This is a genomic window from Bifidobacterium callitrichos DSM 23973 (genome assembly GCF_000741175.1).
GTDB classification, from domain to species: domain Bacteria; phylum Actinomycetota; class Actinomycetes; order Actinomycetales; family Bifidobacteriaceae; genus Bifidobacterium; species Bifidobacterium callitrichos.
In genome coordinates, this window is the sequence record NZ_JGYS01000005.1 from 135,344 (window position 1) to 160,278 (window position 24,935).

Genomic DNA, 24,935 nt, shown 5'->3' on the forward strand with positions numbered 1-24,935 from the left:
GATGATAGCGAGACAACAGATTTGCTACATCATCTTTGATAATGCCAAACATGGAACCGCCATTTCAGATAAGGTGCTGTTGTTGGCAGATACGTATCGCTTCGAAACGTTGCCGAACGCCGAGCTTGCGTGCTGCATGACTTGTATGCGACTGCACTGTTCCAACGGAGATATGCAGAGACTTTGCTATCTCCTTCGTGGTCATACCGCGGGCGTACATCGACAATATACCGATCTCGCGTTGTGAAATGCCCCGGACATCTACTTCGCCGCGCACATGCTCGTACGCATCACGAGGCGTCATGAACTCCTGACTTCCATCCTGAACAATGTCCGCAACCTCATCTCGAAAGCCATGTTGATTCGATCCACGCAATACATCAACGAACATGGCCGAGCCAACGGAGTCCTTACTTACCAGAGCCTGCGCACCCGCATCAACAAGGCGCGCACGATACTGTTCGAGTGGATAGGCGGTGACGCCGATGAGGCGAATGGTCGACGATCGTCTGCGTAGCTCTCTACATACGTCCACACCGGATATGCCGTTAAGCACAAGATCGAGTATCACCACGTCGGGCTGCAGAGCATCATATGTGATGTGTTCCATAAGCCGCTGAGGCTTGGTCTCCTTCCAGATCACCTCCATATCCGGCTTACGATGCCGGATGAGCATATCTATCATCATTAATGCGCAGACATCATTGTCCAATATGCCGATACGCAATCGCCGCGATCCCCGGTCTTCCGCCATAGCTACTTTCATAATACTATATTACACCTAAAACTGACAACATCACGTTCGTTCCAGTTTTTCTTGAATCCTAGTTGCATCGGCATACATACCATGACATAATGTCAATTATTCGCATAGATGCGAATACATCTTATAATTCTTAAGAAAAGAGTACATTATGAATATCAAGCGATGGAATATTATGTGCATAGTATTTACTAGTATATCCACTCTGCTTTTGCCTATTTCTGTATTGCAACAATCGCATGCAAATGAATCAAATTCATCTGAGCAGATTCCGAAAGAAATGTACGGACTCGATTATTACATTTCTATTTCCAATAACAAGCTGTGCTTTGATTCCAACTCTGCTCTCTCGAACGGTTATTCCAATTCTGCTGTAGAGTTTGTTTCAAACCAAATTAATTACATGAATACCGCAATCAAAACAGGATCAATACTAAATACTTATGATTATTCAGTAACTTCAACTTCGCTGACTACTTATGTTCTCTCGAAAGCAAAATGGATTAATAAGGAAGTACACCATTGGTACGGATTACATGAATTCTGGATGGATAGCGAGAAAACAAAGCAGTATATCTCAGGACTAGAGAAAGGAAATGTTGGGAATTATATACCAGGTTGGCTTGGCACCGTTGCTAAACTGTATAGCTCAGCCACAATAGCCGACGCCAAAATGGCAGCTCGTCCTGGACGCGGAATCATTATGCACAGCCAGTTCAGTGGCACGGGTATTACTTCTGTAGCCAGTATATGGCATCATTCACAGTGACAAGACGATAGTTGGAGATGATGGATATGATCCGTTGGTTATTTGTTTGGGTTGGTTATATCGCCTATGTCGTCGTACTGAATCTTGGTGTGCACACAACCGGGCAAATGAGCATCGCGGATCAAATGGCATTACCATTGGGAACGCATACCTGGTTTGCGCTGTGGTGCACGCTCGGGCTTGCCATTCCAGCATTCATCCGACTGTCACATGGGTACCCGAAATCATTCGTCGCACTTACCACTGCGATCTGCACACTCGCATGGCTGTCCATGGGCATGCGGTATGCCCCCATCATTCAGATCGGCCCTCTCAATGAAACAATCATCGATTGGATCAGCGATGGATTGAACCTTGCTTCAATAGTGGCATTAGGTATGGCGGCATGGCGGAGCTCCGGCGACGATTCCCGTTAACGGACATCGTCAGTCACAGAACCTGTCTTCACCTTTAGCCGATCCCGGCCACGATCATGGGCAGGGTCGTGACGGTTCTGCGCAAGCTGTGATACACTGAACGCCCAGCAACAGGAGACCCCGGCAACAGCCGGGGTTTCCGCGTTTCTCAAGCAAAACGGGAATGGTATTGAGAAGCGGTCTCATTCCGCGAATACCGAGAAGGCACGAAGGAAACGAGGATTACGACCATGGCACATACGCACGCACCGCTCGCGGAGAGGGGATCGAACGGATCCAAGGAGCATCAGCATCGGCTGACGGCGACGCTGGCCGTCACCGCCTCGGTGTTCGTCATCGAAGTGGTCAGCTCACTGCTGACCGGATCGCTGGCGCTGCTGGTGGACGCCGGTCACATGCTCACCGACATGTCGGTGCTCATCGCCTCTACGGTGACGGCAATTCTGATGCGCCGCAAGCCCAACAATCACCGTACGTGGGGCTGGGCGCGCCTCGAGGTGCTGACGGCCGCAGCCGGTGCGATCGTACTGTTGATCGTTGGCATCTACGCTCTCGTGGAAGCGGGCATGCGCCTGTTCGGCGGCTCCGAGGCCGGCATCGAGGACATCGATCTGCTGCTGTTCGTCGGCATCCTCGGTCTGGCGGCGAACGTGGCGTCGATCTTCATCCTCGCCTCGCAGCGCGGCGACAACATGAACATGCGTGCCGCGTTTCTGGAGGTGATGAACGACGCCCTCGGCTCGGTGGCGGTGGTGTTGTCCGCATTGGTGATGATGTCGACGGGCTGGGATGGGTTCGACGCGGTGGCAGGCGGCGTGATCGCCCTGATGATGATCCCGCGCGCGATCGCGCTGCTGCGCAATGCGGTGCGCGTGCTGCTCGAGGAGACCCCGGAGGGATTGGATCTGGACGCAGTGCGCGAGCATCTGGAGCATGTGCCCCATGTAGTGGCCGTGCATGATCTGCATGCGAGCACGGTTTCGACCGGCATGCCGATCCTCATGGCGCATATCGTCGTCGAGAAGGGCCTGACGATGGAGCAGGCCGCGGATATCCTCGAGCAGTTGCAGGACTGCCTGCGCGAGCACTTCCCCGTATCGGTGCCCCATACCACGTTCCAGTTGGAGCCGGAGGGCTACCGCTCCCCCTCCGACGATCAGATGCACCCATCGGAGAAGTGACAGACACGCAAGCAAGAGTACATGCGAAAGATCGAGGGAGGGTACAGATAAAAATCAGGCCACTTCAGCCCGATGCCTAGGTGTCTGTCTGGTCGATGCCGTGGTGTTTCTGCCACGATTCGCATGACGAGCCGATTCCACGCTGTTGTGCCCCTCTGCTCTTCCACAACACAACCGGAACCGCACTTTCGCGATCCTGTGGCAGCGATTCCTGTCACATCACAGGCGATTTTGTTCTTTCGAACACTTGTGGCAACGGGCACTGCCACAACACGGCAAAATCCACGCAATACAGACGTTGTGACGAGCCTCTTAATTGCAGAATCCTTGAAATTCCGCCATTCCTTGCAAATCGCATCACAGACACCTCGAACGCGCATTGCCACAACGTGCCCGGAATTCCGTTTTCAAACACTTGTGACAGCGGATTCCGCCATATCGCGCCGATTCGGTCGAAATGATCGCGTTGTGACAACAGGTACGAGACGCAGGCGCCGATCGATACGCCAATCAAGCTTTCTAGTCCGAGCGTCCAGCTCCAAGCCGTCCGGCTGGGATGATTATCCCGGTCGGCAAGTTCATCGCAAAGCCCCTTCCCGCCTATTCACGGCTAGGCGACCAAGACCAGCTACGCACTACCGACACAGACCCCCACACCGACATCCGATTATAAGGAAGATGAAGAGGAAAAGGGAGAAAGGAACAGACCAAGAAGCAAAGAAAAGGAAGAGGAAGAGCAAAAGGAAAGAAGAAGGGAAAGGGGAAGAAGAGAAGAGAGAAGAGAAGAGGAGGAAGGAAGTAAGGAAGGAAAGGAAGGGAAGGAAGAAGGGGGAAAGGAAGAGGGGAAAGAAGAAAAAAGCGGTGGCCTCCAACCAAGCAGGGCAAGGTTGGAGGCCACCGTAATCACAGCCCATCACCGGCGCACGTGTGAATAACCACGCGCGCCGGTGATGCCGGTTCAGTCAGAAGCCGATCAGAAGCCGAACTGGGCGGCGGTTTCCTTCAGCGTCTCGGCGGAGCGCTTGAGGGCGGCGAGCTCGTTGTCGGAGACCGGGGTGTTGATGGCGGTGTTGACGCCGTTGCGGTTGAGCAGGGTCGGAACGGACATGCACACATCGGAGATGCCGTGGAAGTCCTTGAGCATGGAGGACACCGGCAGGATGCGGTTGGAATCCTTGAGGACGGCCTCGATGATGTCGACGCCGGACATGCCGATGGCGTAGTTGGTGGCGCCCTTGCCGTTGATGATCTTGTAGGCGGCGTTCTTGACGTCCTGGTGGATCTGCTCGCGGACGGTGGCGTCGAGCGGCTCGTGGCCCGGCAGCGGCGTCCAGTCGAGCATCGGAACACCACCGATGGTGGCGGAGGTCCACAGCGGGACCTCGGAGTCGCCGTGCTCGCCGGCGATGTAGGCGTGGACGTTCTTGACGTTGACGCCGGTCTGCTGCGCGATCAGGAAGCGCAGACGGGCGGAGTCGAGGTTGGTGCCGGAACCGAAGACCTGGTTCTCCGGCAGGCCGGAGAGCTTCTGGGCGACGTGGGTGGCGATGTCGACCGGGTTGGTGATCAGCATGTAGATGGCGTTCGGGGCGACCTTGACCAGGTTCGGGATGATGGCCTGCAGGATCTTGACGGTGGCGCCGACAAGCTCCAGACGGGACTGGCCCGGCTTCTGACGCGGGCCGGCGGTGATGACGACCATGTCGGCGTCGCGGCAGATCTCAGGATCGTCCGAACCGTCGATGGAGACGGTCGGGTAGAAGCTGGAGCCGTGCTGCATGTCGAGCACCTCGGCCTCGACGCGCTCCTTGGCGATGTCCTCGAGGACGATCTCACGGGCGACGCCGCGCTGGGCGGCTGCGAAGGCGAGGGTGGAGCCGACTGCGCCGGCGCCGATGACGGCAAGCTTCGTGGGCTTGGTAACCAGGGTTTCTGCCATGTTCATGAACCTCTCTTAGAGTGGACGTCCGCTTGCGGGCGGACATCATTCAACCAACGGCTCTCAATGTACTCCCATTACCTGACTTCGCATACACCGACACACGTCATGAATCGTTGGAAATACTGGATTGTTATCGCTCACAACATCATGCAGGGAACAATGTGGTAAAGGTCACATTGACAGTGCGTGAACATTCGTCAACACCCGGTCGGACACGCCGACAGAGCCGGTCCATACGCACCCGAGAGCCACCCGAGAGTCACCCGACGGAACGCTCCACCAGACGCGCGGCCAGACGGCTGTCGACATCCGCGACCACCTTCACCCCCTCGGCGAGCCATTCGATGCTGTCGACATGCCCGTACTCGCGCACCTGCGAGAGCAGCGAGCCGGCCGAATACGGCAGCAGGGCCTCGACATGCACGCCCGGGGTGGGCAGCAGCGCCTCGACCGCGTCACGCAGCTCGTCGAGCCCGCGACCGGAATACGCGGAGACGATGTGGGCGTCCGGCTCCAGCGCGGCGAGCCGCTCCAGCGTCGCCTCGTCGCATCGGTCGGCCTTGTTGAACACGAGCAGCCGTGGGATCGATTCGGCGCCCTCGATGTCGGCGAGCACCTCGTTGACCGCGTCGATCTGCGAGAACGGATCGGGGTGGGAGCCGTCGACGACGTGCAGGATCACGTCGGCCTCGCCGACCTCCTCCAGCGTCGACTTGAACGCCTCGACCAGCTGCGTGGGCAGTCTGCGGACGAATCCGACGGTGTCTACGTAGGCGTACAGTCGCCCGTCCCGCGCCTTGGCGCGGCGCACGGCGGTGTCGAGCGTCGCGAACAGCGCGTTCTCGACGAGCTCGCTCGAACCGGTCAGACGGTTGGTGAGCGACGACTTGCCGGCGTTGGTGTAGCCGACCACGGCGATGGTGGGCAGACCATAGCGGCGTCGGGATCCGCGCTTGACCTCGCGGGCCGGCGCCATCTCGCGGATCTGCCTGCGAAGCCTGGCGATGCGGGTGCGGATGACGCGACGATCCATCTCGATCTTCGTCTCGCCCGGGCCTCGCGAGCCGATGCCCGCGTCGGCGCCCGCCGCTCGACCGCCGGCCTGACGGGACAGCGAACCGCCCCAGCCGCGCAGTCGCGGCAGCATGTACTCGAGCTGCGCGAGCTCCACCTGCGCCTTGCCCTCACGGCTGGTGGCATGCTGGGCGAAGATGTCTAGGATCACCGCGGTGCGGTCGACGACCTTCACCTTGGCCGCATCCTCCAGTCCTCGACGCTGGCTCGGCGGCAGATCGTCGTCCACGACGATGGTGTCCGCCTCCTCTCGCGCGACGATGTCGGCGATCTCCTTCGCCTTGCCGGATCCTACGTAGGTGGCGGCGTCGGGCTTGATGCGATGCTGCAGGAGGCCGTCGCACACGACCGCGCCCGCGGTCTCGGCGAGCGCGGCGAGTTCTCGCAGCGACTCCTCGGCCTTGGCCTGTGTGGTGAGCGCGGACGACCACACGCCGACGAGCACGACGCGCTCCAGACGCACCTTGCGGTATTCGACCTCGGTGACGTCCTGCAGCTCGCCGAGACCGGCGACGTGCTTGAGCTGATTGCGGGATTCGCGCTCCTCCCACGCCTCATCGTGGCTTTCGGCCCATGGTGCGGATCCGCCGCCCTCGTCGATCAGGACCTCGGACGCCTCGGCGAGCACATCGCCATGCTCGTCCCCCTCGGTCCGGTCTTCGTACTTCCCCATGGATTCGGCGTCGCGGGTCAATGCCACCTCTTTTTCACGCGTTGCGTGGTATCACGATTGAACTATGGTTCCTTATTATACGGACCGACCAACGGACAATCGAACAATCATTCAAACGAACAAGTAAACGAACGAACACGGAAGTGGAATGATCATGACGCAACAGACGGAACAGTATTTCTCGGCCGAGCCATCCTCGAAGGACGTGCGGCGCACGCTCCACGTGACATTGCGCGGGCGTGAGGCGACGGTCCAGGTCTCCAACGGCGTGTTCTCCTCCTCGCGCGTTGATCTCGGCACGTCGGTGCTGCTCAGGCACGCCCCTGAGGCGCCCGAGACCGGTCGACTGCTCGATCTGGGCTGCGGGTGGGGTCCGATCGCCCTCGCGATGGCGTTCGAGTCTCCCAAGGCGCAGGTCATGGCGGTGGACGTCAACGAGCGCGCGTTGGATCTCGCTCACGCCAACGCCGTGTCCAACGGCTGCGCGAACGTGCACGTCACGCAGGTCGACGAGTCCGGCACTCCCCTGCCGGCCGATCGCCAGCCCGCGTTCTGCGAGCCGATCGACGCGGACGAGACCTTCGACGCGATCTGGTCGAATCCGCCGATCCGTATCGGCAAGGAGGCGCTGCACACGCTGCTGATGGCCTGGCTGCCGAGGCTGAAGCCGAACGGCGCCGCCTATCTGGTGGTGCAGAGGAATCTCGGCTCCGATTCGCTGATCCCATGGCTGGACGATGCGCTCGGAGAGGATTTCTCCGTGTCCAAGTACGCAAGCTCCAAGGGCTTCCGTATCATTGAGGTTTTGCGAAATAACTAATAACTAGTGACATAGTGACGCTAGTGATGCGGAAAGTCAGCGGGAAGTCATAAGGGAATGCGTTTCGAATATCCGTCCGAACTGCCGGTTTCGGCCGCGCGCGATGAGATCGCGAAGGCCGTTCGTTCATCCCAGGTGGTCATCGTCTCCGGCCAGACCGGTTCTGGAAAGACCACGCAGCTGCCGAAGATCCTCCTCGAGCTCGGCAGGGGTTCGCACGGCAGGCAGATCGTGCACACGCAGCCGAGGCGTATCGCGGCCCGCACCGTGGCCGAGCGCATCGCCTCGGAGATGGGAGTGCGCCTCGGCGACGAGATCGGCTATCAGGTGCGCTTCACCGACGAGAGCTCGCCGAGCACGCGTCTGAGGGTCGTCACCGACGGTATCCTGCTCGCGCAGATCCAGAGGGATCCGCAGCTGAGCCGCTACGACACGATCATCATCGACGAGGCGCATGAGCGCAGTCTCAACATCGACTTCCTACTGGGGTATCTCACGGCCCTGCTGCCGAAGAGGCGAGATTTGAAGCTCGTCATCACCTCCGCGACCATCGATTCGGAGAAGTTCCAGCGCCACTTCGAGGAGGCGCTGCACGAGAAGGTGCCGGTCATCGAGGTGTCGGGCCGCACCTACCCGGTGCAGGTGGTCTACGAGCCGCTCGGCACCGCGCCCGCGCTGATGCGCGAGGTGCCGGGGTTCGCCACCGGCGCCCGCCCCGGCGACGCCGACTACGAGGAGCTGGCCAACGCGATCGCCGACGACGGCTCCGACTCCCCCCGCGCCGGTAGGTCGGGCGGCAACGCCAATTCGCGGTTCGCCGACGACGCGATCACGGACATGCCCACGGCCGTGGCGCGCGCCTGCGCCGAGCTGGTCATCCACTCCTCGCATGAGCGCGGGCCGCGCGACATCCTCGTGTTCGCCTCGGGCGAGCGAGACATCCACGAGTTCGAGGCGGCGCTGCGGCATCACTACGGCCCGCGCGCCGACGACATGCGCCGTCCGGATGCGATCGAGATCATGCCGCTGTTCGCGAGGCTTTCGGCCGCGGACCAGCACAGGGTGTTCGAATCGCATACGCATCAGCGCATCGTCATCGCCACGAACGTGGCCGAGACGTCGCTGACGGTGCCGGGCATCCGCTACGTGGTGGATCCGGGCAACGCGCGCATCTCCCGGTATTCGAAGACCGCGAAGGTGCAGAGGCTCCCGATCGAGCCGATCAGTCAGGCGAGCGCCGACCAGAGGAGCGGCCGATGCGGCCGTGTGGCGGACGGCATCGCGATCCGCCTGTATTCGCGCGAGGACTACGAGACTCGTCCGCGGTTCACCGAGCCGGAGATCCTGAGGACCTCTCTGGGCGCGGTGGTGCTGCACATGCTGTCGGTGGGCGTGGCGCGCACCGCCGAGGACGTGACGCGGTTCGGCTTCATCGATCCGCCGGACATGAAGGCCGTGTCGGACGGCTTCAACGAGCTGACCGAGCTCAAGGCCGTGGCCCGCCATCGCGGCGAGGTGACGCTCACGCATATCGGACGCCAGCTGGCGCGCATCCCGATCGACGTGCGATTGGGCCGCATGATCATCGAGGCGGCGAGGACCGCATCCCCGAACACGCTGGCCGCCGTGCTGGTGGTCGTCGCGTTCCTGAGTCTGCAGGATCCGCGCGAGCGTCCGGATGACAAGCGCGAGGAGGCGGACCGCATCCACAACCGGTATGCGGACGCCACGAGCGACTATCTGACGGCGTTGAACATCTGGGACCGTGTGTTCCAGGCGGATGGCGAGCCGAGCAACAACGCGCTGCGCCGCATCTGCAAGACCGAGTACTTCAGCTGGCTGAGAATGCGCCAGTGGAGGGATCTGGTCTCCCAGCTCAGGCAGATGTGCCGTGAGATGAAGTTCAAGGTGGGCGATCCCCTGCCCTCCACACGCGCCGGACTGGAGATCCGCCAGTTGCCGATCAACCAGCAGGCGGCGCATTCGCTGTGCTGCGCATGGGATGCGGACGGCATCCACAAGTCGATGCTCGCGGGCCTGCTGTCGATGATGGGCATGCAGGTGATCCGCGAGCCGAAGGCGTCCGACTACGCGAACCTCAAGGGTGCGGCGAGGGCCCGTGCCTTGAAGCGTGCGCAGAAGATGTCGAAGAACGACTATCTGGGCGCGCGCGGCACGCATTTCGCGCTCTTCCCCGCCTCGGCGGTCTCCAAGGCCACGCCGAGCTGGGTGATGTCGACCGAACTGGTGGAGACCTCGCGTCTGTGGGCCCGTTATTCGGCGGCGATCGATCCCGCGTGGGCCGAACCGCTGGCCGGCAGTCTCACGCGCACCACGTACGCCGAGCCGCACTGGTCCGGTTCGCGCGGCTCGGCGGTGGCGAACGCGAAGGTGCTGCTGTATGGTCTGCCGATCGTGCAGGATCGCACCGTGCAGTGGGGTCGCATCAACCCGCCGGAGGCGCGTGACTTCCTGATCCGTCAGGGGCTCGTGGAGGGCGACATCCAGCAGCGGTTCAGCTATGACGAGTTCGTCGCGAGGAATGTGAAGCTTCTCGAGGAGGCCGCGGACGACGCGAACCGTACGCGTCAGGTCGCCGAGACCGTGTCCGACGAGGACCTGTTCGACTTCTACAACGCCGTCATCCCCAATGACGTGACCTCCGTGGCCGCGCTGGCGAAATGGTGGAAGGGCGTGCACGACGAGAACCCGAAGCTGCTGGACTTCGACCCAGAGAAGGTCGAACGTCTGCAGACGGCGGATTCGGTGAGTCTGGCCGACTATCCGGACCACTGGCATACGCTCGGCACGGACGGCCAGCCGATCGACCTGAGACTCAGCTACATCTACGATCCGAGCGACGAGAACGACGGCGTGACCGTACACGTGCCGTTGAAGGCCCTCTCGCGCCTCCTGCCCGATCAGTTCACATGGAACGTGCCCGGCCTTCTGGACGAGCTGATCCTCGCGATGATCAAGGCGCTGCCCAAGCAGCTGCGCGTGCAGTTCGTGCCCGCGCCGGACGCCGCGAGGAAGATCCGCTCGTGGATCGACGAGCACTACCCGTGTCTGCCGGGTTCGGGCGACATGCGCAAGCCGAACACGCCCCCGGACGACGAGACCGTCTGGCCGGATCTGGCGCACGTGTTCACCCGCGCTGCGATCGCCGTGATGGGCGCGCAGATCCACCCGGAGGTGCTGGGACCGGATCTGATCGCGCGCCTCCAGCCGTACCTGAAGATGACGTTCGTCGTCGAGGAACGAGCCGGCGGGCGATCCTCCGGGCGTCCCGGACGCGGCCGCACGCAGGTCAAAACGCTCGGCAGATCCAAGGACCTGAAGGCGCTGCAGGTGAAATTCGCCGCCGAAGCCAAGGAGTCGGCGCGCAACATGGTGCGCAAGCAGGCCGACAAGGCCGGCGACGCGGGTCGTCTCGTCGAACGCGCGGACCTGCTGCACAAGGCGGGAGCGACCACCGAATCGCGCGCCTCGATGCTCTGGCACGGCGCGCTGGACGCCTTGCGCCTGCCCTCCGACCGCATCTCCTCGCGATGGCTGGGCACGGAGGCGCTGATGCTCGCCTCGGCCCCGTACAAGTCGACGAAGGAACTGGTCGAGGATCTGCAGCTCGCCGCCGTCAAACGACTCCTGCCGGATGTGGACCGTCTGCCGGACGACGAGGCGCTGGCGAACGCGGTGCTCGACGTGCGCGAGGTGTACGAGGACACGGTCTACGCGGTCGCTCATGACGTGATCACGATCCTCAGACGCTACGCCGAGGTCGACAAGGCCGTATCGGGCAAGGCGGATCTGCCGATGCTCTCGGTGCTGCAGTCGATCCGCGAGCATATCGCGACGCTCGTGTTCCCCGGTTTCATCGGCGCCGCTCCCCCGACGGCCCTGAAGTCGATCGAACGCTATCTCAACGCGGACCTCATGCGCCTGAACAAGGCGAAGCAGGACAAGAACCGCGACGTGCGCTGGGCGTGGGAGGCCGACGAGGCGCGCCAGCTGGTCGACAAGGCCACAGCCGCCGCGAAGCGCGAGCCGGCGGGCCCCTCGCACGAGAGGATGATGAAGCGCGCGACCGAGGCCCGGTGGATGCTCGAGGAGTTCTACGTGAGCCTGTGGGCGCAGGAGCTCGGCACACCGAAGCCCGCCAGCCTCAACCGCATCAAAAAGGCGCTGGCCGCCTAGGAGCGCCCTAGGAGTGGTTTTAGGCTACCCCTAGGATGCCCCTAGGTTGGCCTGCTCCGATACAATACGACAGCACGAAAACGGATAAGGAGAAACATTCATCATGGCACTGACCAAGAAGCAGATCAAGCAGCTGCGCGGCATGGCGAACAGCCTCAAGCCGCTCATCAACATCGGCAAGAACGACATCAGCGACTCGCTGGTCAAGCAGACCAGCGAAACCCTCGCCAAGCGCGAGCTGGTGAAGATCAGCGTGCAGGACGGTTCCGGCCTCGACGCCAAGGAGGCGGCCGACAAGCTCGCCGGACAACTCGGCGCCGAGGTGGTGCAGACCATCGGCAACCGTTTCGTGCTGTTCCGCCGCTCGAAGCGCGACGACATCGAGCACATCGCCCTCGTGCGTGAGTGACGCGGGGCGGCATGGCTTCGCAGACTGATTCCCGTATTCCCGACGAGCGCATCCCCGGCAGGCTGATCGGCGCGATCGTCGCGACCGGATCGCTGGCCTTCATCGGCATCCTCACCGAAACGGTGATGACGGTGCTCTTTCCGCAGCTCATGCGCGAGTTCCATGTGGACACCGCCACCGTGCAGTGGATCACGACGATCTACCTGCTGACGGTGGCCGCCACGATGCCGGTCTCCTCGTTCCTCAAGCGCCGGTTCCGTCTGAGGACGATCTTCATCGCCGCGGTCATGCTCGCGCTGACCGGCTCCATCATCATGATCTTCGCGAGCGCGTTCCCGATGCTCATCATCGCCCGCATCATCCAGGGCGTGGGCTCGGGCGTCGCCACCCCGCTGATGATGAACATCATCCTCGAGCAGTCGCCGCGTTCCAAGATCGGCCGACTCATGGGCGTCGGATCCCTCGTCATCACGGTCGCCCCCGCCATCGGCCCGACCGTGGGCGGCGCCGTGACGACCGTGCTGCCGTGGCGCGCTATCTTCGTCATCGCGATACCGCTGATGCTCATCGCCGCATTCGTGGGCCTCATGTGCATCGAGCAGAAGTCCCCCACCGAGGCGGCGTATCTTGATCCGCTGCAGCTCACCGCGATCGTCGTCGCGCTGGTCGGCATGGTGCTGGGGCTCAATCAGGCCGGCGTGGCTGTGAGTGCCGCCGTGTCCGGACAGCCGGTCGGTACCTCGGGCGTGATCGCCGTGGCGAGCTTCGTGATCGGCCTCGCCTCGCTGATCGCGTTCGGTTGGCTGTCCCATCGTGCGTTCTCGCCGCTGCTGCGTCTCGGGATCCTCAAGGACCGTGTGGTGCTGCTGCATCTGGTGGCGTACCTGATCATGCCGATCGTCTCGATCGGATTCGGCTATGTGATCACCAACGTGGCGCAGCTTTCCCTTGGCACGAACGCGTTCCTCGCTGGCGCTCTGGTGCTGCCCGGCGCTCTGATCGGCGCCGTGTGCGCGCCGCTCGGCGGATGGCTCTACGACCGGTTCGGCGCGGTCCGTCCGGTGCTCGTGCCGTTCGGCATCGCGATCCTCGGCCCGGCGTTGCTGTTCGCGTTCTCGATGCACCTGACCCCGGCTCTGCTCGCCGGCTTCTACTTCATCTTCGGGTTCTTCTTCGCGCTCGGCAATTCGAACGTGATGACCAGCGCTCTGAGTTCGATCCCCCACGAGTTCGCGCCCGACGGCAACGCGATCTTCAACACGGCCCTCCAGTTCGGAGGCGCCGCGGGAACGGCACTGTTCTCGACGATCCTTGCGGTCGCGCAGGCCGGTCATGGCTCGGAGGGCTCCCCCGAGTTCATGCACGCGACCGCGGTCGGCGGCTCGTGGGTGTTCGCCACGATGACCGTCATCTGCATCCTCGGATGGCTCTCGCTGGCCGTGGCCTTCCGTATCCGTGCGGCACGGCACCGGTGATATACGGACGATCAACCAAAACCGATAACCAATCAACCGAAGAAGTCCCCGAGCCGTCATGGCCCGGGGACTTCTTCGTATTCCCGTCGACGGGAATCGTCAATCGTTCAGCTCAAGTCCCTGCGCATCCCGATGCCAGGGGCTTCCCGTACTGCTGCACAGGATGAGGATGCCTTCGACGAATCCCCAGATCGCCGCGGCGATCGGTCCCAATCCGAATGCGATCCAGCCGACCAATGTGAGCAGGAGCTGCGCTACCGCCTTGCTCGTGTTACCCAGATAGAAGTTGTGCGCGCCGAACCCGCCGAGGAAGATGCCGAGCAGTCCCGCCGCGATCTTCGACTTCGTGCTCCTCGCCTCGTATGGACCGTAGTATGGGGCGCCCGGTCCATACTGGTATTGTCCGGCACCGTATGGCGCACTGTACTGTGAACCATACTGGGTATATCCCTGGGTGTATCCGGGTGCACCATATCCCCCCGGTGCCTGCTGGCCGGCGTATCCCGCCTGTTGGCCATACTGCGCCGATCCTGCCGACTGTCCGTCGTACGCCGGATATCCCTGACCGGGGTACCCGTTGCCGGCTTCCTGACTGGTGTTCCCGTTGTACCCCACCTGTCCTGATCCATCCGTCTGATTCGGGGTCTGATTGATCTGATTGAACTGATTCGGATCACTCATCGTGACGTCCTCCCTTTCCAGCCGGATCAACCGACCATGCATTGTTGCATATATCTTCTCACATATCCGACGAACAGACTATGGATTCCGGTCCCCGTTGTCGAGACCCCTTGGGTCTGTGTCGGTTCTTGACTGCCGTCCCCTTACGGTGGCTAAAAAGGGTTGACTCCCGACGAACGTACGCTGAGTTGTCGTCAGCGTACGCGGAACGTGGTCTTTCCCGCTCCATCACCCGTTTTCGTACGCTGCCCCATACTCAGCGTACGAATGCGGGTGATAACGAGGGGATGGCCACGAGGAACGTACGCTGATGGGGACTCAGCGTACGCGGAATGGGGGGTCGGGGTGCGGAGAACAGACAAAAACGTGTGGGGGTGTGGCCCACGTACAGGAACCACACCCCCACACGCCGGATGAAGGAGGAAAGGATAAAGAGATGGTTGCCTTCCAACGGCGATCGAGATTGGCGTACCATCCATGTGTCCGCCCGATCTTGTTCCTTCCGTCTCCTCCGGACTACCCGGAGAGTGGTAGGAAGAAATAAAATCCAGGACATCACGGACCGAAGACGATCGACCCGAAACGGCTATTTCAGTTATTGATATTCACGGTGATCACCCGGGGTGTCCGAGGCCCGTTCCGTATGATCGGAACCGGGCCTTAGGGGACACTTACCGGGCTTGCCTATTTCTTGTCGCCGACGGCGGTCACCACACGCTGCAGGACCACGAAGACGAGGATCATGAGGCCGACGACGATGGTCGTCCACTCGGCCGGGACACCGAAATCGGTGGTCAGCGGGTCGATGATCGAACGGACCAGAGCACCAAGTGCGGAGCCGAGGACGTAGCCGAAGCCGCCGGTGATGATCGTGCCGCCGATGACGACGGAGGCGACCGCGTCAAGCTCCCAGCCGACGCCCACCGTGTTCTTGGCGGAGCCGATGTTGGCGATGTACACGATCGAGGCCAGCGCAGCGAGGGTCGCGGAGGTGATGTAGATCGTGAACTGGGCTCGACGGACCGGCAGACCCATGAGCTCCGCGGAGGAACGGGAGCCGCCGATGGCGTAGATCGTACGTCCGGTGCGCGTGTGGTGCAGGAGGACGTAGCCGCCGATCAGGACGATGATGGCGATGATCACGCCGAGGTTGATGGACAGATCGTTGGAGATCTTCGGGTTGTCGATGATCTTGATCTCGTTGGAGATCACATCGAAGTTGTTGTTGTCCGGGAAGGTCAGCGAATCGGTCGAGATGATGGAGGCGATGCCTCGAGCGAGGAACATCGTGGACAGCGTCGCGATGAACGGCTGCATGTTGAATTCCTCGATCAGGGTCGCGGCCAGCAGGCCGAACGCTGCGCCGATCAGCAACATGATGATCATGACCAGGAAGGCGGGGACGCCCGCGATGGTCAGCTTGATGCCGATGACGGCGGTGATGGCGACGATGGCGCCGACGGACAGATCGATGCCGCCGGTCAGGATCGGCAGGGTCATCGCGACCGCCAGGATGATCAGATAGGCGTGGTCGATGAACAGGGAGGAGATGAAGCCCAGTCGCAGATAGGTGCCGAAGAGGGCCTGTCCCATGATGATCATCAGGATGAAGATCACGACTGCCGCAATGGTCGGAATCATCTGCGCGTCCATGCGACGCGTCTTCTTAGCGGCCTTCTTGGCCGGGGTTGCCGTAGCTGTTGTCATGCTGCCACCGCCTTTGCTTGGGCCTTGAGCGCGCGCTTGCGCTTGAGTTCCGCGCTCAGGTTACGAACCTTGGGAGCCTGCATCACGCAGATCACGATCACGACGACGGCGAAGAAGGCCGGCGTTGCGGCGGAATCGATGCCGAGGGTGATGATGGTCTTGCGGATCATGGCGATGATGACGGCGCCGACGGCGCTGCCAGAGAGGGAGAACTTGCCGCCGAGCAGCGAGGTGCCACCGATGACGACCGCGAGGATCGCGTACATCTCGAGATCCTGACCGGTCTTGACCACGTCGACGCGCATCACGGATGCGGTGGCGAACAGGCCGGCGACCGCGGCGAGAAGGCCGGAGATCGCGTAGACGAGGAAGAGGATCTTCTTGGGCTTGATGCCGGTCATGCGGGAGGCCTCGGGGTTGATGCCGACGGACTCGATGAACATGCCCATGGCGGTCTTGCGGCACAGCAGGCCGACGAGAGCCACGATGATGACGGCGATCACGAAGTTGGCCGGAATGCCAAGGATGAAGCCGTTGGCCATCCACCTGAGCGGTTCGCTGCCGGCGACCGCGGAGGCGTCGGTGTTCTCGCCGGAGGTGATGACCTTCGCCAGGCCTCGGCCGGCGAGCATCATGATCAGCGTGGTGATGAACGGCTGGAGGCCGAGGAACGCGATGAGGGAGCCGTTGACGCATCCGACGACCATGCCGATGACGAGAGCCAGCAGGATGGCGACCCAGACGTTCATGCCGCCGTTGAGGGCCTGCATGGCCGCGGCGCCGGCGACCGCCATGACGGAACCGACCGAAAGGTCGATGCCCGCAGTGGAGATGACCAGGGTCATGCCGGTGGCGATCATCAGGTATCGGGCGGATTCCTGGAGCATCGTGATCAGCGGGCCGGCGAGACCGCCGGTGTTGCTGTTCCAGGACAGTGCCAGGAACGCGTGATCGAACAGGGTGCACAGCAGGATCAGCAGGACGAGTGCGATGACCTCGACGGTCAGGTTCGAGGACAGCAGCTTCTTGAAGACGTTGTTCTTGTCTTCTTGCTTCTTATCAGCCATCATCCCTCCTTTCAGTTATTCACGTTCGTGTTGGCGATCGTCTCGACGATGGTGGACTGCGAGACGGTATCGTCGTTTTCGATTTCGGCGATCTTGTGACGGTCCTTGAGGACCTCGATGTCGTCGGACAGACGGACGACCTCCTCGAGCTCCGAGGAGATGAAGACGACACCCATGCCCTTCGAGGCCAGGTCGAGGACGACCTGCTGGATCTCGGCCTTGGCGCCGATGTCGATGCCTCGGGTCGGCTCGTCGAGGATGAGCAGTTCGGGGTGCGTGGCCAGCCAACGGCCGATGAGGACCTTCTGCTGGTTGCCGCCGGAGAGGTTCTTGATCGGACGATCGGGATCGGCCGGTCGGACGTTCATCTCCTTCATGTACTTGTCGACGATCTCGTCCGCCTCCTTCTTCGGGATCGGCTTGAACATGCCTCGCGTGGCCTGCAGGGCGATGAGGATGTTCTGACGGACGGTCAGGTCGCCGATGATGCCCTCGTCGCGGCGGTTCTCGGTGGAGTACGCGATCTTGTGCTTCAGCGCGGTGTACGGATCGCTGATGCTTACCTGCTGGCCGTTGAGCTCGTAGGTGCCCGAATCCGGCTTGTCCGCGCCGTAAAGCAGACGGCCAAGCTCGGTGCGGCCGGAGCCCAGCAGGCCGGCGAAGCCGACGACCTCGCCCTTGTAGATGTCGAGGTCGACCGGGTTGATGGTGCCCTTCTTGCCAAGGCCCTTGACGTCGACGATCGGCTTCTCGCCCGGGGTGATCTCGCGACGCGCCTTCTTGGCGCCGATCTGCGAGAGCTCCTCGGCGGACTTGCCGATCATCATGCCGATGAGCTCGTCACGCGGGGTGTCCTTGGTCATGACCTCCTTGATGAAGCGGCCGTTGCGCAGGATGGTCAGTCGGTCGGTGATCTCGTAGATCTGATCGAGGAAGTGGGAGACGAACAGGATGGCGACGCCCGAGTCGCGCACCTTGCGCATGATGGCGAACAGGTCCTGCACCTCGTTGGCGTCAAGGGAGGAGGTCGGCTCATCGAGGATGAGCACCTTGGCGTTGATGACCATGGCTCGTGCGATGGCGACCAGCTGCTGCATGGCGATGGAGATCGAGGACAGCGGGGTGTGCGGGTCGATGTGTTCGAGGCCCATCTGCGCTAGGTACTGCTTGGCGGCCTCGTGGGTCTTCTTCCAGTCGATGCCGAAGGGACCGCGCTTCTCGTGACCGAGCATCACGTTCTCGCCGACGGAGAGGTTGGTGCACAGGTTGACTTCCTGATACACGGTGGCGATGCCGGCGTTCTGCGCGTCGAGCGTGCCGTTGAACTGCTGCGGCTTTCCGTCGACGACGATGGATCCGGCGTCGATCTTGTACACACCGGTGAGCGCCTTGATCATCGTCGACTTGCCGGCGCCGTTCTCACCCATGAGCGCGTGGACCTCGCCCGGGTAGAGCGTCAGATCGACACCATCCAGGGCCTTGACGCCCGGGAACTCGATCGTGATGCCCTTCATCACGACGATAGGGGTTTTGTCTGTCATATCTTTGCCTTTGGGAGAAGGGAGATTGTTACCGTTTTGTGATATTTCGACCCGACATGCATGATGGTGCACGAAGCAGTACTTCATGCACCATCATGCGTTTTCATGTGCGGTTTCGGTCCATCACGGATCCGGCCAGGGCCGGATGTCGATCAGTGTCGATCAGTAGGCGCGGGAGCCGGAATCCAGAGCTTCCTTGGCGGAGGCGGCGTCGAACGTCTTGGACTCGATCTGGATGTCGGCCTCGACCTTCTTGCCGTCCAGATAGTCCTTGACGGCCTGAGCGGTCTCCTTGCCGAAGATCGGGTTGTACTCGATCACGAAGGAGAGGTCGCCGTCGACGAGGGCCTGCAGCGCGTTCTTGGTGCCGTCGATGGTGACGACCTTGACCTTGCCCTTGAGACCGGCCGCGTCAATGGCCTGAGCGGCGCCGAGACCCATCTCATCGTTCTGCGCGAAGACGAACTGCGGGTTTTCGGACTTGTGGTTGTCCAGCAGGCCGGCGGTCACGGTCTTGGCCTCATCGGTGGACCAGTTGGCGGACTGGGATTCGAGGACCTTGATGTTGGAGGCGACCTTGTTGTTCCAGCCGGTGCCGCGGTCCTTGACCACGGACAGGCCGGCGGGGCCCTCGAGGATGAAGCCGTTGGCGCCGTCCGGGAAGCTCTTGTTGATGAACTCGGCGGCCTGCTCACCGGCCCACTCGTTGGACGGTCCGATGTGGGAGACGATGGCCTTCTTGGCGTCGGCGTCCTTGACGTCCACGTTGCGGTCGACGGTGAAGACCGGGATCTCGGCCTCGGCGGCCTTCTTCAGGGACTCATCCCAGCCGGAATCCTCGGTGGAGGACAGGATGATGGCGTCGACCTCGTCGTTGACGAACTTGTTGAAGGCCTGAATCTGCTTCTGCTGGTCGTTGTTCTGGGTCGGCGAGTAACGAAGGTCGAATCCGGCCGCCTTGAACGCCGCCTGAATGTCCTTCTCGTTGGCGGTACGGAAGCCGCCCTCCGGGCCGACGGCGACGAAGCCGACGACCTTCTTACCGGAATCGCCGCTGCTGGAGCTGGACGCGGAACCACAGGCGGCGACGCTGACCAGAGCCGCGGCGGACGCAACGAGCGCGATGGCCTTCTTCCAATTCTTCATGGTGTACTCCTCCTCGAGTTATCGAGACTCCCAAGGGCTCATCCCCTTGGCTGTTTTCCTTGATGACGCTCCGTCATCGACAATCCCAAGTATGAATCAAACATCGCGACCGTTCAATCTGAGGCGATAACGATTCGATAACAGCTTCATAACAAATTGATAACATTGCCCTCCGAAGCCGAGATATCGGCGCGGTTTCGCCGTTTTCGAGCGATAATAGGGATGCCGTAACGAGGCGCCGAAGCCCCTACTACATAGTGGCGATGGCGCTACGTCGGATAGCTAGGTAACACGGGCGACGAGCACCGTCGCCTCACACCGAACAACGCAACATGACGCAACATGAAAGGAACCCTTCATGGATACCGTTTTCCTCATCCTCAAGCAGATCGACGGCGTCAAGCATCTGGCCGGCGTGGCCGCCACCATCGGCGACGCGGCCGACCTGCTGGCCAAGTGGGAGCCGGAGTGCCCGGACAACTTCAACTTCCTGGGCACCGAGGAGGTGTACGGCGTCAAGCGACACCTCTTTAACATCCCATTCAACATGCAGTACCTCATCTACGAGGTGCCGCTGAACTCCGAAGTGCCGCAGGAGCTCTTCAAGAGCGAGTACGGCGGCATCTGATCCGGCCCGTCCGCCCCACGCTCCATACGCATGCGAATTGCGCCCCGTTCCATCCGGACGGGGCGCAATTCGTTACGTCACCTGCGTTATTGCGCCCCAGCGCGGTGACCTGGGATTCGGCGATCGACCATGATCCGTCAAGCGAACCAGAAACGGAACGCACGATGCCCAGATCGTCGAGCACGGCCAGCCTGCGATAGAGGGCAATCTGCCCGGAGGCCAATGCGATGACCGTCGAATCGGGCAGACGCTGCTGCGCATCGGGACCGGGCGTGATCTGACGGAACGCCTGCTGCGCGACCTGCGCGGAACCACGGTCGCCCTCCTTCCCGGCCGCACCGGTCGGCATCGCCGAAGTGACGTACACCAGATTCAGATCGTTATAGAACGTCACCATCGTCACATCACCGCGCTCGCTCACCTTCGTCGCCTGCGAGGACAGTTTGGACGGCGTCTGGCTGTCATCACGACCGATTCCCGTCAATCTCACCCCGTCGTCCGCGGCCAGTGCCAGACGCGCCCCCTCCGGTGACACCGCGACCGAATGGATCACCTCATCACCCAGCCAGAGGGGCTTGATCTCACGGCTGACGCCGTCCCTCGACACGTACAGGCTGCGACCGTCACGGGACACGGCCCAGATCTCGCCGTCGAGACCGGAGGAGATCGAGGTCATGGCGTGCCCCGAGAACATGACGCCGCATGACGAGGCGTCCGCCTTGAGGCATTCGACGACGCCATCCGAACGCAATACGGCCCCGCCGGATGAGGAGAACGCGAATCCCCTCGCGTCATCGAATCCCTTGGTCTCACCCACGCGCAGCGGGCTCGATGAATCGAGCGAGACCACGCGGCCGTCGGTGAGCGTGTAGATGCCGACACTGGGCTGCTGCGCATCCAGATTGACGCCGCCGTCGATGTCCGAATAATCGGCGCCGTCGACCAGCAGCTTGAGCGGCGCGCTCACGACCCCATCGCCCAGGGTCAACCGGATCAGATGGGCGAGAAGAGCGCGCTCCCCCGACGACAGTGCGAGGAACCCGTCCGTCAGCTGCACCTGCGGCTTGTTGTTCTCCATCGGCACGGAATCGACGGCGAGCATGACCTTGTCCGCATCAAGGCTCCTGATGGCCTCGCCGAGCCATGCCGGTCCGTCGGAGAGCACGGCTCTGACTGCCTGCGTACGCCAGTTGCGCCAACTGAACCATCTGACGTCGGGGACGAGATGCCTGCCGGCGGCGTCGACCCGATAGACGGAGACCTGACGGAACACCTGCTCGAAGTCGGCGGACGAGACGACGACGCCGTCGTCGAGCCCCGAGATGCGCCACTGTCCCGACTCCTTGCTCATCGTGAACGACAGGACCGTGGGATCGCCTTGGACGGTGGGGGTGAACAGGCCTTGTCCGTCGAGCCGTCCGATGACGTTCATCTCGACATCGATTTCAAGAGCCCCCGTCTCCACGGAGCTGGCACGCGGGATCGCCTTTCTGCTGTAGGTGGGCGTGCCGTCGTAGATGATGGCGGACGCGTCTCCGTTCCACGTGTCCGACGCCGATTCGGAGAGGTATTCACGGGCCACCCGGTAGCCATCGGCCTGTACGCCTGCCGGCATGGCGCTGAAGAACCCCTCGACGATGCCTTCGGGCTGGTCGTTCTGGGCGGGCCCTTCGGGGCTGGTGTAGACGCGTCTCGTCTGCTTCTCCACCGGTGCCGTGGCGCGGATCGCGCCGGATGTGGGCAGTCCGATGGGGCTTGAGCAGGCGGTCGTCGCCCCGAGCGCGAGGACGGCGAACGCCGCCGCGAACGCTCTTAGTATGCAATGCCGCACGCAATGCACGCCATGCATGTCATGGTTCCTGCGCATGATGCCCCTCCTGTTCCCCCTGCTCTTCGGGCTGCCCTTCGAGATAGTCGACGCTGCGGTTGTCGGCGACGCCGAATCCGCCGGTGACGACCATCCGGTCGGTGTCATGCCTAAAGTCGATCGGCAGTTCCGCGTCGGCGACCGGACCCTTGCCCGGGTCGCGCGGCAGGATGACGAGAAACCATGTGCCCTCGTCGAGTTTGGAGCGCACGCGGATCGTGCCCTTATGCAGTCTGGCGTCGGTCATCGCGATCGACAGGCCAAGTCCGGTACCGCCGGTGGTGCGGGCGCGCGAGGGGTCGCCGCGCCAGAACCGGTCGAAGACGTGCGTGACCTGATCCGGTGACATGCCGATGCCCCGGTCCCTGACGGATATGACGACGGCGCGGCGGTTGGCGGCGAGCTGCACCTCGATCGGATTGCCCTCGGCGAAGTCGATGGCGTTGGCGAGGAGGTTCCTGACGATGCGGATGATGCGGCGCGCGTCGATGCGCGCGAGCACCTGGATGTTGGGCAGGTACACGTGAATGGGCACGCGTTTGGCCGCGGCGAGTTCGCTCACCTGGTCGACAGCCTCGTCGATGGGGTCGCGCACGTCGGTCTCGACGAGGTCGACGGCCGCGTATCCGGCGTCGTAGCGGGAGATCTCCAGCAGGTCGGCGAGCATGTCCTGGAATCGGTTGATCTGCCCGCCGAGCAGTTCGACGGTGCGACGGGTCATCGGATCGTACTCGTCCTTGCGGCTTTCGAGCAGATCGGAGGCCATGCGCATCGTCGTGACGGGGGTCCTCAGCTCGTGGCTCACGTCGGAGACGAATCGCCGCTGCATCGCGCCGGCCTCCTCCAGTTCGTCGATCTTCTGGTTCAACGCGCCGGCCATCGAGTTGAACGAGCGCTGCAGCGAACCGATCTCGTCGTTGCGGTTCTCCGGAACACGCGCGTCGAGATCGCCGAACGCGAACGTTTCGGCGGCGGCAGCCACCTCGGAGACGGGACGGACGATGCCGCGCAGCGTGAACCACACGAGCAGGCCCATGAGCACGCTTAACGCGAGACAGACGACAAGCAGGTTGAGCTGGATCTGCAGCAGCGACGTCTGCTGCGTCTCGTAGGAGAACAGGGCAAAGAGGGCGAGCCCGTCGGTCGCGCCGAAGTCGAGGGAGGTGCCTAGCACCGCGGCCGGTACCCTGTCGCCGTCGGAGCCGGCGATGGAGACGGGCTGATAGAACACGCGGTCCGAAGTGTCAGAGGAGACGGCGACGCGGATGTCGTCGGAGATGTCGGACTCGTACGTGGGGTCCGTGGAGACCGGCACGATGAGCCGGTTCGACATATCACGGCTCCACAGGTAGACGCCGATCAGATTGGCCGCACCCTCGTTCTGCAGTGATGAGGCGATGTCGTTGACCAGCTGCTGGTACTGCACCGAATCGGACACGTCGGCGGAGTCGAGCGCGGTCTGCGCCTGCGAGACCATGTCGGAGAAGTCGGAGTGCGCCTGATTGGTGACCTGGTCGATCATCGAGGAGCGCACGGAGAGCATCGACATGATCGAGAAGACGACCGCGACCGCCAGTGCGATCAGGACGACGAGAGCCACGGTGCGTGCCTGAAGCGATCGTCTGACCTCGGCGCGGCCGCTTCTGATCAGCCTGCGCCAGCTGAACCTTCGCCGGAGATGCGGCCCGCGACGCAGCCTGCCGGCGAGACGCTCGACGCTGCGCGACTTCTCGCTCATGCGTCGGCGCGGGGCTCGGGCGGCACGAACTTGTAGCCGATGCCGCGCACGGTGACGATGACGCTCGGATGTTCGGGATCGTCCTCGACCTTGGCGCGCAGACGCTGCACGTGCACGTTGACCAGACGCGTGTCTCCGGAGGACTCGTACCCCCAGACGCGCTTGAGGAGGCTGGAGCGGCTGATCGCGTCGCCGGCCGAGGCGGCGAGCACGGCGAGCAGTTCGAACTCCATCGGCGTCAGGGAGAGGTCACGGCCGTCCCTGGTGGCGGTGTGGGCGAGACGGTCGATGACGATCGAGCCGCGTTCGATGCGGTTCGGATCGCCGTTGCCGCCCTGCGCCATCCCGGACGGGCCGGCGTCTCCGTTCGGGACGAGACCGCGGGCTCCTGCGGAGGAGCCGACGACACCGGCGGCCTTGGGCTGGATGCGGAAGCGGGCGCGGATGCGCGCCAGCAGTTCGACGACCTTGAAGGGCTTCGACACGTAGTCGTCGGCTCCGGCCTCGAGACCGGCGACCACGTCGACGGTGTCGGATTTCGCGGTGAGCATGATGATCGGCACGTTCGAGGAGGTCGCACGGATGCGGCGCGCCACCTCGGTGCCGTCGATGCCGGGCAGCATCACGTCGAGCAGGATGAGGTCCGGTTCGACGGTGGGGAACATCTCCACGGCGCGCAGCCCGTCGAGACAGGTGACGGTGCGGAATCCCTCGTTTTCCAGCACGATCGAGAGCATCTCCCCCAGCGCCTGATCGTCGTCGACGATCATGATCGTCCTGCCTTCAAGCTCGTCCTGCGTCATCGCCGGCCTCTTTCTGCCATCTTCCTTGAATTCCTCAC

General features: G+C 62.4%; 20 protein-coding genes. 9 read left to right on the forward strand and 11 right to left on the reverse strand.

What is annotated here, in order from left to right; all coding sequences use genetic code 11:
- Window positions 1-64: 64 nt before the first annotated feature.
- Window positions 65-766, reverse strand: a complete 702-nt coding sequence (locus BCAL_RS03785; protein WP_081887226.1) for a response regulator transcription factor — start codon at window positions 764-766, stop codon at window positions 65-67.
- Between the two features lie 148 nt (window positions 767-914).
- Between BCAL_RS03785 and BCAL_RS13085 the strand changes: the two genes are divergently transcribed.
- The 4 genes from BCAL_RS13085 to BCAL_RS03800 all read left to right on the forward strand — a co-directional run bounded on the left by BCAL_RS13085 (window position 915) and on the right by BCAL_RS03800 (window position 4,032).
- Window positions 915-1,532 carry a hypothetical protein gene (locus BCAL_RS13085; RefSeq protein ID WP_152600327.1) on the forward strand — a complete coding sequence of 206 codons (618 nt, stop codon included), beginning with the start codon at window positions 915-917 and terminating at the stop codon, window positions 1,530-1,532.
- 17 nt (window positions 1,533-1,549) lie between these two features.
- Window positions 1,550-1,948 carry a hypothetical protein gene (locus BCAL_RS03790; protein WP_043165307.1) on the forward strand — a complete coding sequence of 133 codons (399 nt, stop codon included), beginning with the start codon at window positions 1,550-1,552 and terminating at the stop codon, window positions 1,946-1,948.
- Window positions 1,949-2,178: 230 nt separating this feature from the next.
- Window positions 2,179-3,129 carry a cation diffusion facilitator family transporter gene (locus BCAL_RS03795; protein WP_043165309.1) on the forward strand — a complete coding sequence of 317 codons (951 nt, stop codon included), beginning with the start codon at window positions 2,179-2,181 and terminating at the stop codon, window positions 3,127-3,129.
- 678 nt (window positions 3,130-3,807) lie between these two features.
- Window positions 3,808-4,032: a hypothetical protein gene (locus BCAL_RS03800; protein ID WP_043165311.1), complete on the forward strand. Its 225-nt coding sequence runs from the start codon at window positions 3,808-3,810 to the stop codon at window positions 4,030-4,032.
- A gap of 70 nt (window positions 4,033-4,102) precedes the next feature.
- On the opposite strand, the gene BCAL_RS03805 is transcribed toward BCAL_RS03800, so the two are convergent.
- Window positions 4,103-5,068, reverse strand: a complete 966-nt coding sequence (locus BCAL_RS03805) for an L-lactate dehydrogenase (protein WP_043165480.1) — start codon at window positions 5,066-5,068, stop codon at window positions 4,103-4,105.
- A gap of 262 nt (window positions 5,069-5,330) precedes the next feature.
- A complete protein-coding gene (hflX, locus tag BCAL_RS03810) occupies window positions 5,331-6,818 on the reverse strand; it encodes a GTPase HflX (RefSeq protein WP_052119100.1) in 1,488 nt (495 codons plus the stop codon).
- 154 nt (window positions 6,819-6,972) lie between these two features.
- On the opposite strand from hflX, the gene BCAL_RS03815 reads away from it, so the two are divergent.
- The 4 genes from BCAL_RS03815 to BCAL_RS03830 all read left to right on the forward strand — a co-directional run bounded on the left by BCAL_RS03815 (window position 6,973) and on the right by BCAL_RS03830 (window position 13,719).
- Complete coding sequence (locus BCAL_RS03815; protein WP_052119101.1) at window positions 6,973-7,638, forward strand: class I SAM-dependent methyltransferase; 666 nt, start codon at window positions 6,973-6,975, stop codon at window positions 7,636-7,638.
- 57 nt (window positions 7,639-7,695) lie between these two features.
- Complete coding sequence (locus tag BCAL_RS03820; RefSeq protein WP_043165317.1) at window positions 7,696-11,835, forward strand: DUF3418 domain-containing protein; 4,140 nt, start codon at window positions 7,696-7,698, stop codon at window positions 11,833-11,835.
- A 103-nt stretch (window positions 11,836-11,938) separates the two neighbouring features.
- Window positions 11,939-12,244, forward strand: a complete 306-nt coding sequence (locus tag BCAL_RS03825; protein ID WP_043165319.1) for a YhbY family RNA-binding protein — start codon at window positions 11,939-11,941, stop codon at window positions 12,242-12,244.
- Between the two features lie 11 nt (window positions 12,245-12,255).
- Window positions 12,256-13,719 (forward strand): MFS transporter, encoded by a 1,464-nt coding sequence (locus BCAL_RS03830; protein ID WP_043165482.1) that lies wholly within the window; start codon window positions 12,256-12,258, stop codon window positions 13,717-13,719.
- A 99-nt stretch (window positions 13,720-13,818) separates the two neighbouring features.
- On the opposite strand, the gene BCAL_RS13700 is transcribed toward BCAL_RS03830, so the two are convergent.
- The 5 genes from BCAL_RS13700 to fruE form a co-directional block, all read right to left on the reverse strand.
- Window positions 13,819-14,400 (reverse strand): TM2 domain-containing protein, encoded by a 582-nt coding sequence (locus BCAL_RS13700; protein ID WP_081887227.1) that lies wholly within the window; start codon window positions 14,398-14,400, stop codon window positions 13,819-13,821.
- Between the two features lie 684 nt (window positions 14,401-15,084).
- Window positions 15,085-16,107, reverse strand: a complete 1,023-nt coding sequence (gene fruG / locus BCAL_RS03840; RefSeq protein WP_043165321.1) for a fructose ABC transporter permease FruG — start codon at window positions 16,105-16,107, stop codon at window positions 15,085-15,087.
- Window positions 16,104-17,174 carry a fructose ABC transporter permease FruF gene (gene fruF / locus BCAL_RS03845; protein WP_043165323.1) on the reverse strand — a complete coding sequence of 357 codons (1,071 nt, stop codon included), beginning with the start codon at window positions 17,172-17,174 and terminating at the stop codon, window positions 16,104-16,106. The genes fruG and fruF overlap by 4 nt, the downstream gene beginning before the upstream one ends.
- 11 nt (window positions 17,175-17,185) lie before the next feature.
- Window positions 17,186-18,715: a fructose ABC transporter ATP-binding protein FruK gene (fruK, locus tag BCAL_RS03850; protein WP_043165326.1), complete on the reverse strand. Its 1,530-nt coding sequence runs from the start codon at window positions 18,713-18,715 to the stop codon at window positions 17,186-17,188.
- 162 nt (window positions 18,716-18,877) lie between these two features.
- On the reverse strand, window positions 18,878-19,861 hold the full coding sequence (fruE, locus tag BCAL_RS03855) for a fructose ABC transporter ATP-binding protein FruE (protein ID WP_043165328.1): 984 nt from the start codon (window positions 19,859-19,861) through the stop codon (window positions 18,878-18,880).
- Window positions 19,862-20,219: 358 nt separating this feature from the next.
- Here fruE and BCAL_RS03860 point away from each other — a divergent pair, with 358 nt between their 5' ends.
- Complete coding sequence (locus tag BCAL_RS03860; protein WP_043165330.1) at window positions 20,220-20,489, forward strand: hypothetical protein; 270 nt, start codon at window positions 20,220-20,222, stop codon at window positions 20,487-20,489.
- Here BCAL_RS03860 and BCAL_RS13375 read toward each other — a convergent pair.
- Genes BCAL_RS13375 through mtrA form a run of 3 tightly spaced genes read right to left on the reverse strand, consistent with a single transcriptional unit; the run spans window position 20,464 to window position 24,897 of the window.
- Window positions 20,464-22,356, reverse strand: coding sequence for an LpqB family beta-propeller domain-containing protein (locus tag BCAL_RS13375; RefSeq protein WP_238549611.1), 1,893 nt, complete (start codon window positions 22,354-22,356; stop codon window positions 20,464-20,466). The two genes, BCAL_RS03860 and BCAL_RS13375, sit on opposite strands and share 26 nt — an antisense overlap.
- Window positions 22,340-24,094 (reverse strand): MtrAB system histidine kinase MtrB, encoded by a 1,755-nt coding sequence (gene mtrB / locus BCAL_RS03870; protein WP_052119083.1) that lies wholly within the window; start codon window positions 24,092-24,094, stop codon window positions 22,340-22,342. Before mtrB ends, BCAL_RS13375 begins: the two co-directional genes overlap by 17 nt.
- On the reverse strand, window positions 24,091-24,897 hold the full coding sequence (gene mtrA / locus BCAL_RS03875) for an MtrAB system response regulator MtrA (protein ID WP_043165331.1): 807 nt from the start codon (window positions 24,895-24,897) through the stop codon (window positions 24,091-24,093). The genes mtrB and mtrA overlap by 4 nt, the downstream gene beginning before the upstream one ends.
- Between the last annotated feature and the right edge of the window lie 38 nt (window positions 24,898-24,935).